This is a genomic window from Mycoplasma todarodis (genome assembly GCF_965212735.1).
Taxonomy (GTDB): Bacteria; Bacillota_I; Bacilli_A; order Mycoplasmatales; family Metamycoplasmataceae; genus Mycoplasma_K; species Mycoplasma_K todarodis_A.
Genome location: NZ_CBDBYJ010000003.1, coordinates 169,888 through 180,873, shown reverse-complemented (window position 1 = coordinate 180,873; position 10,986 = coordinate 169,888). Strand labels below are relative to the sequence as shown.

Sequence of the window (10,986 nt, the reverse complement as noted above, 5' to 3'; positions counted from 1 at the left end):
TTACTCACCCATTCGCTACTAAGTCTAAAGTGCAAGCACTTTTGCTTCGTTCAACATGCATGTATTAGGCACACAGCCAGCGTTCATCCTGAGCCAGGATCAAACTCTCATAAATTGATTCTGGGTTCATGGTTTCTTGTATCTAGTTTTCAAAGATCTATCAGCAACATTTAGAATTGCTTTTTCAAACAGTCTAATATGTGTTGCCTTACAAGTATATCAAAGTTTTAGGTTTTTATGCATGTTTTTTCATTTTTTTTAAAAGAAGTAAAAAAGTTGAGTTTTTAGTGATTGATATTGCTGTTAGTCACTATTAACCATTGCATTAATAATTGTTATATTTTTTTCACTTTTTATAAAATTTGACTTTCCAGAGCCAAAAGAACTATATGGTTTTTGGTGCGAAAAAGGCGATAAATTATATCCCCCTACACGCGCGCACACGTATATGCATATATATTGAAGGATATTGCGCCAGGAAAAGACGATAAAAAAGAGCTAACATTTATTAGATCTTTTTATAAAAGCTACTATCTCTCATTGATGATGCGAATTTTGTTTCTTTTGCATATTTATTTGTTCTGTCAGATAAAGCAACATCAACAACTCACATATTCTTACTTTTAATATTTCTTTTGTTTTGAGTTCGAGAAACATAAAGAGCTTCAAAGTTAGTGAATTCTCCGTTTTCTAATTTTGTGTCAGGTAACCTAGTGTTATCTTGAATTACATTAAGAACTGCTTTTGTTGTTACTCCAGTTGTATAGTAATCATCAATAAAAATATAGTGAATGTTTTTAAGTTCTAAAACAGAAGGATTAAACTTAACTTTTCATTTAGGATAAACAGCTTGAATTGTTCTTTCTCTTTCATCTTTATCCTTTAAGAAGTGAACACCTCTATAATCAGGTGATTTAATCTTTATATATTCTAAATCTTCGATTGCTTCTACGGCAAACTTCATTGTTTGGTTTCAAGTACTTTTTCTTGGGGGAAGAACCACAACTGGATCGTGCCCCATTTTTTTAAGGAAGTCTACTCTTCACTTTAATAACTCTATAAAATTTTCTTTTAAATCTTTTGTGTGTTGCATTTCTGTATTAGATTTCAATGCATTGAAATAACCAAATTGTCATGGTGATTGATATCAAATCATATATCATGAATTACATATATCTGTTGGTTCACCATCTTTTCAATTTAATGGATTTTTTGTGGGTTCTAATTCCCAATTATTATTTTCTGCCATACTACCCCTACGCTTTCTTTGTTATATCATCTCATTAAAGTGGCTAGTTATTACTTTTATTTTCTCAATTCAATGAAATTAGTCTTGTTTTCACAACTTTAGTAGTGGTTCATCGTGTTTGTCTAGTATTACTTTGTACTCGCCACCACTTATTTTTTCATATATAGCCATGCCCATTTCATACAATTCGTCAAAATTAATTTGGGATCCAGTTAATTTGTTGTAATGTCTCGCCAACTCAGAACCATTCAATAATTTTGATTTGTTGTGTATTCCGGCTAAACCCATATGTTGCAACCTGTGGCACAAAGGACAAAGAGCAACAAACCTTATTAATATTTGTTCTTTTGTTTCTAAGTTGAATGCTCATAATTCATGTGCTTCAACAGGGTGTCTCCTCCCCTTCCCTCCACAAACCTCGCAAACGTTGTTTGCCCTTTTATAAACCTCTTTCCTTACAATGTCTCAATTTTCTTTTCCCATTCAAGTTCTTGGGTTTTGGAAATGAGTACTACTTGGTAAAGCTTTCGGTAATAATAATCAGTCAATTGTTGTTTTATCAATTCTCATATCAAGATTATAGTTTAAAAAAAGAACAGCCATTAAATGACTTTCCTTTTAATAAATCTTTTTCTCCCAATTGTCATTTTGTTAAGATATTCATTAAATTCATTGGGCGCTGTTTTTATGGGATTATGTCTTTTACCAATATAAGTAACATCTTTTCCTAAAGAGTTTGCATACTTAACAAAAGCTCTTGTGCTTATAATGTTGTCATCTTTACTTACAACAAACTTAGCCTTGTGTTTTGTTAACTTGTATCTTGCATCAAGCCTTTTCATAAATTTTTCATTAAGGACTGTGTTTCTCAGGATTCCCGTTCAATTCGAATCCCTATCAAGGAACGCGTGAGCTCATGTATATTTACCCCTCGTCATATCAACAAACTTGTTTGTAATCATTAAAGATAACTTGCCTTTTGCTTCGTGATGTTTTTTCAATAATTTATAAGCGTTGGTTTTTTGTATTTCTGGAGTTATTGTTGACATGTAAACAATTTTCTTTACTTTTGGATTTAAACCAACTTTTGAAACAACTCCACCAGCAAGCGAATGACCAAGCAAAATAACTTTTCTTGTTTTGGTTTTTTTAATTAATGTGTTTGTGATTTTAATCATCTCATCAAACTGAACCTCGTCTGCCCTATCGACATCAACCATGTCTACAGCTATTATGTTGTAGTTGTTTTTAAGTGTGAATAAATGACGAGCAAAATTAGAGCTAGAATTAAAACCATGCACAAATATGATTGTTCATTTTGAGTTATTGTTCTTTACAAAATATCTAATGTCTTTGCCGTCAATGTTTTTAGTTCTATACATATGTATATTTTAACACTCTAATCGATAGTGGGTGTTATATAATATAATTAAATAAGTAATCAGTTATATTGATTAAGAAAAGAGAATTATGAAAAAGAGAGTATATATTGACTTTGAGGCCTTTAATTTCCTTGGGGTTAGAAATGCACAACCATTTGCATTTTCGGTTGCAACAATAAATGGAAAAAAGAAAAAAGTGAGAGCTAAAACATTCATTAATGATTTTGACAAAAAATGAAGTTCAGATTTCATGAAGTCAAGATTAGTTATTTGCATCCGTAAAATAACTGGGCAGTCAGATATAAAAATGACAGATATTGAATTCGTGGCTTTTGGTGCCCAACTAGAATCTTCAATACTAAAAGGTTGATTCGGAGCAGATATAACAATTGTTGATCTTGGTAAATCACTTCATGGAAGTTTAAGTTCACTAACTGTTGGATATGGAGAAACTAAAACATACTTTGATGAGTATTATGGAAGATTCTTGAATCACTTACCAGAAAACAAAGTTAGAAGATTAAACCTTATTGGGGACGGTGCTTTTGTTGGTATGTTTGGTTCTTTCATGCTTCAAGATCCAGTTTATAAAGATAAATTCAAAAAAGTTAAGTTTACAGAATTAGAGATAGTTGCCATTACACAAATAATGAAAACCTACTCAGTTGATGATGTATTAAGACTTATATATCTTGAAGAGAACATGGAAGAAGTTAAAGAAATATCCGAAAGACACAGAAGAATAAATAAATCAATTCAAACATTAAACAATAAAAAGCGTATGTACGCAACTACAGTCAAGTGTCTTTCTGAGAAGCCAAAAGCTACTGTTGCTTCACTAAAAAAAGAAATAGAATTAATTGAAACACAAGTTATTGAACTAAAAGACCAAAAATAACATATAATAGTAATGCGATGAGCCGCATCGAGGGAACCACTGTTAATTCATGTTTCTTCAAAGCGAGAAACAGACTTTCCACAAGTCAGTTTTTTTATGCCTTTTTTTCAAAACAAAAAAACACCATTAATAGTGTTTGATTTGTTGTGTGTCTGAAATTTTGATTGTAATAGAATTTAAAACCTGTTTTTTGAATTTAAGCATTTTATTTTCTCTTAATCACTTTAAGATTTTTTCTTCGATATCTTTACCTTTGAATTCGCCAATAAGTGTTCTTGGGTTGTTACCTTTTATAGTTTTTAATTCAACCGTGAACACCCCATTAGAACCTGAGGTTACAATCGAAACTTCAGGATCGCTATTTTTTTGTAAATCATTAGAAGTTATAAGATAATCCATTTGAGCCAAAATGATTTCGGTTGTATTATCGTTATTTTTTCTCTTCTTTTTTGTTTTGTTGAAAATCGCCATATTTTCTCCTCTTTGTTTCGCCAATATTATTTTACTAAATCCTCGGGTTGATTTTTACCAATCTTTACTTTTAATTCTATAAGTGCCAATGCATATATGTCTTTTGTTTCAAATTTATAAGTTTGGTCTTCGTAATCAAATAGAAATGTGTATTTGTTTTTTTCTAATTCGAACTCAAAGTCATTAATCCCACTAAAAGCAAAAGAGTAGTTTTTCTTTTTCTTCCCTCTTCTTTCAACTGTTAGCCTTTTATTTGTTATTCAAATGGTTGTTGGCTCTGGTTTGGTTTCGGGATTCTCGCGTTCAAAATCAACATCAGACATTTTTGTTCTCAGTTGATAAATTAGATCCTCACCCTTTTGAAGGTCGGAAGGTTCACTATCATAGAATATATCATATCCATTGTTCATCATATCTTCTTGATATGTTTGGAATTCCTCATATTGTGGATCTGTATTGTGAGTTTGTTTTTTTCTCACCATTATAGTCACAACCAAAACCATCGCAAATACAATTAGCACTCCAAATGTAACCACTATAGCTCTATGCATGATACCTCCATTCGTTTATATAAAGTATAAATGAAATGAGTGATAAAAAATAGAATTATCAATTCTATTTATGGAATATTTCTTTCTTAACTTTTTCTTCGGTTCTGAAAAGGTGATTTGTTATTAGAGAATATATTCATTCCTTCTTTGCCAATCTTTTATATGTTGCTCTATTTTTTAGTGTTCATAAATTGAACTTCATATCCATAGATTTATATTTAGTTGCATATGCAATGTTTTTGTAAAGTTTTACAGAAGGATGGAGATAATCACATAGTTCTTTAATTTGTTCTTTCCCCGCTTTAACAAAGTTTTTATGTTTGCTTCATAAAAATCCAATCTTTACCTCTTTGTTGAGTTTTCTCAATCTTTTGATTGTTTCAAAATTAAATGAAGAAAGTATGAACTCAGTTTTCTTGTATCTTTTGATAGCTGTCAAAACCTTTTCTTCAATGCCTTCATACTCGAAAACATCTGTTTTCAATTCAATGTTTATTATTTTGAATTTATCTCCAAATTCTTTTAAAAATTCTGGAAGTGTCATGATTTCAGATTTTTTAACACCCTCATAACGCTTTGCGAAGTTGTATTTCTTAAGTTCGTTTAAGGTCTTATCTTTTATGTAACCTCTACCATTTGCGGTTCTATTGATTTTTTCGTCATGTATGATTACTAATCTTTTATCTTTTGTAAGATGAACATCTAGTTCCACACCGTCAAAACCAAATTCAAAAGCATTTAAAAATGCAAGTCTTGTGTTTTCTGGCGCAATCCCTGACATACCTCTGTGTGCTAAATTATTTGTCAAAACATCCTCCTTCTTAATTCTTTCTACCTAATTATAGAATAATAAGTAACTTTAACATAAAAACCACCACTCACAATAAATCAAGCATCGTGCATTATGATAAGAAAAAAACCAAATAATTGGTTTTAGTCGTTATTTAGTTAGCAACTTTAATCCTATTCTTTTCCTTTCTTTTTCAAGACTTATGATTTCAACCTCAACAATTTGACCAACTGAAACCACGTCCATCGGATTAGAAACAAAACCTTTTCCCATGTTTGATTTATGAATTAATCCCGCCGTTTTAACACCAAGATCAACAAAAGCACCAAACTCTGTAATGTTTTGTACTCTCCCCTCCATAACTTGACCTTCAGCCATGTTATCAATTGAAAGAATTTCTGTTTTTAATATAGGTGCATCATAAGAATCCCTAACATCCCGTTGTGGACTTGAAATCCCACTGATAATATCTTCAATGGTATATTTATCAGATTCGTACTTCTTCGCAAGTTCTTGAATGTCGAGTTTTTGTAATTCATTTGCTTTTCCTATTTCTTCAAGAGTAACTTTATTGTCTTTAAGTATTGCTTTTGCAATTTTGTATGACTCTGGGTGAATTGAAGTTGAGTCAAGCTTATTAACCCCATCAACAATTCTCAAGAAACCTATAGATTGTTCGTAAGTCTTGGCTCCAAGACCTTTAACTTTTTTGATTTCTTTTCTATCTTTAAATACTCCATTTTCAGCTCTGTGATCAACGATGTTGTTAGCAACTTTTGCTGATAGACCAGAAATGTATTGAAGAATTGCGGCACTTGCCGTGTTGATGTCAACACCAACTTGGTTAACTATTTTTTCTACAACGAACCCAAGCTGTGCATCCAATTGTTTTTGATTAACATCGTGTTGATATTGTCCGACCCCAATTGCTTTGGGTTCGATTTTAACCAACTCATTAAGTGCATCTTGATAACGTCTTGCTATTGAGATTGCAGAACGTTGTTCAACTTGTAGTTTCGGGAATTCTTTTTGTGCTATTTTTGACGCTGAATAAACCGATGCTCCCGCTTCCGAAATTATTGTAAACGGTATTTTCATACCTCTATCTTTTTGATATTTAGCTACGAGTTCCATAGTTTCCCTCGAAGCTGTACCATTCCCTATTACGATGACATCTATTTTGTGATTTTTAAATGTGTCATCAAGAGTTGCGTATGCATCTCTTTCTTTAAAGACATAAATAACTCCGATAGTTTTTGGTGAACCAGTTCCATCTATAACAGCTGTTTTACAACCAGTTCTGAAGCCTGGATCAATCCCTAAAACAGTTTTGTTTTTGATTGCTGGCGTTAAAAGTAATTGTTCAAGATTTGTCGCAAAAATATCAATTGCTCCATTACTTGCTTTTTCAGTTAAATCAGAACGTATTTCACGTTCTATAGAAGGTTTTATCAAACGCTTGAAACCATCTTTAACCGCCGTTTCTATGTAAGGCAGTGTTGACTCGTTATTGTGCCTGTTCATATTTTTAATCAAGAAGTCTGTAACTTGTTTTTGAGCATAATCAAATGAAACCGAAATAACTTTTGATTTTTCAGCTCTATTAATCGCCAATACTTGATAGTTTGCAATTCATCTTAAATCTTTTTCAAATTCATAATAAGTTTTATAAACTTCTTTTTCATCTTCGGCTGATTTTTTTAGTTTTGTTTTAATTTTTGCGTTTTGTCAAATAAATGAACGCACTCATTTTCTAAAAAACGTTCTATCTGATGCATATTCAGCAATTATGAATTGCGCACCCTCTATAGCCTCTTGCGTTGAAGCGACTTTTTCATTTATGAACTCTTGCGCTTTTTGTTCGACGTCTAGGTGTTGCTGTGCCGCAAGAATAATCTTAGCTAGCGGTTCTAACCCTTTGGCGATTGCTTCTGTCGCTTTTGTTTTTTTCTTCTCTTTAAATGGAAGATAAATATCCTCAACATCTTTTAACGTTTTGGCTTTCAATATTTGTTCTTTTAATTTATCTGTAAGCATCCCTTTTTCTTCTATAAGACGAAGGACCGCTTCTCTTCTTTCTTCTAATGCTTTTTGTTTTGCGTGGTATGTTTCAATATCCTTAATTTGATTTTCATCTAATCCACCTGTAACTTCTTTTCTATAACGAGCTATGAAAGGTATGGTTGCACCTTCATTTAACAGCGAAAGCACTGTCTCCACTTGTTTTTCATTCAGCTCTAATTCTCTCGATATTATTGTTATTAAATTCATGTTTATATTATATATTGTCAATAGACCCTTTCTTTATTTTCTTTTGAAATAATTAAAAAATAATGCATATGCACTATTTGATTTAATTAATATATCTTCTGAACAGGTGTTGTTGTAACCTTATCTGATTTAGAGTGTCCTGGTTTTGAAGCGTCTTTTTTAGTTTCTGGTTTTGAAGCATCTTTTTTAGTTTCTGGTTTTNAAGCNTCTTTTTTANTTTCTNGTTTTTTTACTTCAGGTTTTTTAACTTCTGGTTTTTTAACTTCTGGTTTTTTAACTTCTGGTTTTTTAACTTCTGGTTTTGAAGCGTCTTTTTTTACTTCAGGTTTTGAAGCGTCTTTTTTAGTTTCTGGTTTCTTTGTTTCTGGTTTTGAAGCATCTTTTTTAACTTCGGGTTTTTTAACTTCAGGTTTTTTAACTTCTTTTTTTGTTTCGGGTTTTTTAACTTCTGGTTTTGAAGTTTTTTCTTTCTTAAATACTTCTGGGTATAACTTCATTAGAACTTCTCTTAATTCTTTATTTTGGTTCGCAATTTTATCATTCAGGGATTTAAGTGACTCTGTATCCACGTTTTGCGATCTAAGGTTTTTAAGTCTTGCTATTTCAGCTTCGATCATTTTCTTTTTGCTTTCTAGTGCTTGTTTATCAAGAGCATTTATCTCTTTCATTCTCATTGAAGCTTTGAAGTTTTTTAAATCTGATTTTTGTGCATCAATTTCGGCTTTAAGTCTGATTTTTTCTTCTTTTAATTCTCCGATTTTTTTCTTAAGTTCTTCTGCAACTTCTTTTTGTTTTGCTGATGATTCTTTGATGTTGTTTTCTAGTTCTTGTTTTGCTTTCGCGATTTTTGCATCTGTTTCTGAAAGTTTTGCTTTAGCTTCTTCAAGAGCGGTTGTTGCTTTTTTCATTTCGCCCTCTAGTGAATCTAATCTTTTTCTAAGTGATTCCATTAATTTTTGAGTTTCTTGTTTGTTTTCTTTTGACGCCATTTGTTTTTTAATATCTTTATTTGAGTTGTCTCCACATGACACTACTGCTGCTATTGGTAATGTTGTTGCTAGTGCTATTGTTCCTAATGTAAGTAATTTCTTTTTTGTTGTTGTCATTTTTGCTCCTTGATGTTTATTTTGTTGTTGTTTTTGAATTTTCGAAAAATTAGATAAAAAAAACCAAATTTATTCGTTTTTGTTTCCTATATATTATATGTAGATTTTTCCGGTCAAATTTGAAAAAATTTTTCGAAAAAGAGGTTTTAAAAAAGTATTTATATATAAATAAGGGTTGAAAATAAATTCAAAATAAATAAAAGATTTTAAAAAAAGCTGGCAGCTTTTCTAAAATTCTTCATTAAATTGTTTTGCTCTTTTTTCAATAGCTGATTCCTCATCAGTTTGTAGACTTCTAGTTTTTAAATGTTCTTTATTGCAACTAATCATTTCTTTGGTTGTTTTTTTCTCTTCATACTTCTTGATGGAAAGGATTGGTATTCAATTGAACAGTGGTATCAACATAAAAATTCCGAAGTAAAGGTATTTTAGGTTTTTCTTTTTTGAAAACTCAAAACCCTCTTCATGTTTATGACAAAATATTCATCTATTGTGCATGTAAGAGTACGACTTTATATAAAATAAAATTATAGATACTAAACACATTGGAATTGTAACCATCAACACTCATAAAGGTATTTGAGGAACAGTTCCAATAATTATGGAAGTAATGATCAATGAAGCTAAAAGGAATAAGTTTATGATTAATTTTTGAGTTTTATAAAATTTTTCAAATGTTTTCGATGCTATTGTTTTCATAAATGAATTATATATTAAAAAACTTTATGGTCGGTTAACAAAAATAAAGCAAGCGCTTTATTTTTTCTTCTTAAATAGTGAAGCGTTTTTCTTTTTAAATATAACTATATTCTTTGGTCTCGTCATAGATTCAATTGAATATTTTATACCTTGAACCCCAAACCCAGAATGTTTAACTCCTGTGAATGGTAGTTGATCTGGACCTCTAGAAGGAGGACAATTTATATTAACTGAACCAACTTCTATATCTTCCGAAATTTTAAGAGCTTTTTCATAATCTCTTGTGTAGATTGAAGCTTGTAATCCGTATTCTGAATCATTAACTTCTTCAACTGCTTTTCCTAGTGAAGTGTAATAAATTATCGGTAGTGTTGGCCCAAACTGTTCTTCTCTTGAAATCATCATCTCTGAAGTAACATCCACAAGCACCGTTGGTTGAACTAAGTTTTTACTTATTTTTCCTCCAACAAGCACTTTTGCACCTTTTGAAGTTGCATCATCAATCAATTTCTTTTGATATTTAGCTGTTTTTAGGTCGATTAAGGGACCTACAACCACTTTATCTACCATTGGGTTACCCACTGTGATTTGCTCCGCCATAAGCTTCATTTCACTTTCGAATTCTTTTTTAATTTCTTTAGGAACGTAAACTCTTTTTATAGCTGTACATCTTTGTCCCGAGAATGAGAAAGCTCCTTTTATTATACTTGCGACAGTTTCTGAAATATCCGCATCCTTCAATACAAGTGCAGCATCTTTTCCACCCATCTCTAAAATTACATTTTGAAGCATAGAATTTTTAGAAATTGCTAATCCAATTCTAGTTGAACCTGTGTAAGTTATTGCGTTAGGTTCTTTGTGCATTGTTAAGTAATCTCCAATTTCACTACCTCTACCTGTCACTAAATTAAATACTCCAGCAGGTAATTTAATCTCATCAAAAAGTTGAGCAATTAAATAAGCTGTCAATGATCCGTTTGTAGCTGGTTTGAACACAACCGAATTACCAGAAATTAACGCAGGTATTATTTTCGCGAGCGAAAGGTTTACCGGATAGTTGAAAGGTGATATAGCTAAGACAACCCCAAGTGGTTCTCTAATTATTGTTATCATTTTATCTTGCGCACCGACAGAACTACCTGGTACGTGTTCGATTAATTGATTGTGATATGAATATATTGTTTCTGAAATCAACTCTATTGTTCTGTTTATCTCTGTGATTGAGTCGTCGATTGATTTACCAATCTCATGCAACATAACTTCCGCAATCTTTTCCTTGTTCTCTGAAAGTTTTTTAGAAAAGTCGTCGATATACTCGATCCTTTCTTCTCTTGAAAGTCTTCCTCAAAGTTTTTGAGATTGTCTAGCTGCATCGAACGCTTTGTCGATTTCTTTCTTAGTAAGTGCAACAGCACTTCCGTATTCTTCTAAATTAAGTGGTGAAGTTATTGGGTATCTCTTTTTACCATTAATAAATTCTCCATTGATGTATGCTCTTGATTCCATATTTCATACCTCCTTATTCATTATAACATTATCATTTTTCAAAAAGAGTTATAAAAAAATAAG

At 31.4% G+C, this 10,986-nt stretch carries 10 protein-coding genes and 1 rRNA gene; 1 reads left to right on the top strand and 10 read right to left on the bottom strand.

What is annotated here, in order from left to right:
- The 4 genes from ACOMC1_RS03315 to ACOMC1_RS03300 form a co-directional block, all read right to left on the bottom strand.
- Positions 1-115: ribosomal RNA gene (locus ACOMC1_RS03315) — 16S ribosomal RNA — on the bottom strand; the annotation flags it as partial.
- Positions 116-508: 393 nt separating this feature from the next.
- Positions 509-1,249 carry a hypothetical protein gene (locus ACOMC1_RS03310; protein WP_420331223.1) on the bottom strand — a complete coding sequence of 247 codons (741 nt, stop codon included), beginning with the start codon at positions 1,247-1,249 and terminating at the stop codon, positions 509-511.
- A 78-nt stretch (positions 1,250-1,327) separates the two neighbouring features.
- Entirely contained in the window at positions 1,328-1,819 is a 492-nt protein-coding gene (locus ACOMC1_RS03305; protein ID WP_420331222.1) for an HNH endonuclease, read from the bottom strand.
- Between the two features lie 32 nt (positions 1,820-1,851).
- A complete protein-coding gene (locus tag ACOMC1_RS03300) occupies positions 1,852-2,631 on the bottom strand; it encodes an alpha/beta hydrolase (protein WP_420331221.1) in 780 nt (259 codons plus the stop codon).
- A gap of 88 nt (positions 2,632-2,719) precedes the next feature.
- Here ACOMC1_RS03300 and ACOMC1_RS03295 point away from each other — a divergent pair, with 88 nt between their 5' ends.
- The gene (locus ACOMC1_RS03295; protein WP_420331220.1) at positions 2,720-3,529 is read left to right on the top strand and encodes a hypothetical protein; all 810 of its coding nucleotides are present in this window, start codon (positions 2,720-2,722) and stop codon (positions 3,527-3,529) included.
- Between the two features lie 126 nt (positions 3,530-3,655).
- On the opposite strand, the gene ACOMC1_RS03290 is transcribed toward ACOMC1_RS03295, so the two are convergent.
- From ACOMC1_RS03290 to ACOMC1_RS03265, 6 genes are all read right to left on the bottom strand, one after another.
- Positions 3,656-4,000: a hypothetical protein gene (locus tag ACOMC1_RS03290; RefSeq protein ID WP_420331219.1), complete on the bottom strand. Its 345-nt coding sequence runs from the start codon at positions 3,998-4,000 to the stop codon at positions 3,656-3,658.
- Between the two features lie 26 nt (positions 4,001-4,026).
- On the bottom strand, positions 4,027-4,551 hold the full coding sequence (locus ACOMC1_RS03285) for a PH domain-containing protein (RefSeq protein WP_420331218.1): 525 nt from the start codon (positions 4,549-4,551) through the stop codon (positions 4,027-4,029).
- Positions 4,552-4,615: 64 nt separating this feature from the next.
- Positions 4,616-5,359, bottom strand: coding sequence for a glycerophosphodiester phosphodiesterase family protein (locus ACOMC1_RS03280; protein ID WP_420331217.1), 744 nt, complete (start codon positions 5,357-5,359; stop codon positions 4,616-4,618).
- Positions 5,360-5,491: 132 nt separating this feature from the next.
- The gene (locus ACOMC1_RS03275; RefSeq protein ID WP_420331216.1) at positions 5,492-7,612 is read right to left on the bottom strand and encodes a Tex-like N-terminal domain-containing protein; all 2,121 of its coding nucleotides are present in this window, start codon (positions 7,610-7,612) and stop codon (positions 5,492-5,494) included.
- Between the two features lie 1,334 nt (positions 7,613-8,946).
- A complete protein-coding gene (locus ACOMC1_RS03270; protein WP_420331215.1) occupies positions 8,947-9,417 on the bottom strand; it encodes a hypothetical protein in 471 nt (156 codons plus the stop codon).
- 57 nt (positions 9,418-9,474) lie between these two features.
- Entirely contained in the window at positions 9,475-10,923 is a 1,449-nt protein-coding gene (locus ACOMC1_RS03265) for an aldehyde dehydrogenase family protein (protein ID WP_420331214.1), read from the bottom strand.
- Positions 10,924-10,986: the final 63 nt, after the last annotated feature.